Origin of the sequence: Marinobacter sp. UBA2498 (genome assembly GCF_002341575.1) — a bacterium.
In the GTDB taxonomy this organism is placed as follows: Bacteria; Pseudomonadota; Gammaproteobacteria; order Pseudomonadales; family Oleiphilaceae; genus Marinobacter; species Marinobacter manganoxydans.
Window position 1 is genome coordinate 17,069 of sequence record NZ_DDOI01000093.1, and the last position, 375, is coordinate 17,443.

The following is a 375-nucleotide window of genomic DNA, read 5'->3' on the forward strand; positions in this document are numbered from 1 at the left end:
GATGCCGCTCAGGCCAAACCGCCAGTTTGTGGTCTCGCTGAAGAAAGGCCTCTCGAGGTAGGCGCTGCGGCCCCGTCCATCGCTTCTCTCATCGAACGAGAATCCCGCCTGCCAGTGCGAGCCCAAGACGTTGGGGTCATCAAAATACAGACTGGTTTCGGTACGGTCCGGGTCTTTCGCATAGCCGATGCCAAGGCTTTTGCCTGACCCGGCAAAGTTGGGATCAGACAGCCCGAAGTTGGTGGTGTTCTCACCGCCAGATCGCGACACGCCAACGCTGGGAAAAAGTGTCCAGGTATCCCGCGTCAGAACACTTACCTCGATTTCGTCCCCACAAACCCGGGTGACGCCCACCCATGCAGCGGTCAAATATTC

1 pseudogene is annotated in these 375 nt (G+C 58.4%); it reads right to left on the bottom strand.

What is annotated here, in order from left to right:
• Positions 1 to 369 (bottom strand): annotated as a pseudogene (locus B2W52_RS13030) (BamA/TamA family outer membrane protein); the annotation flags it as partial.
• Positions 370 to 375: the final 6 nt, after the last annotated feature.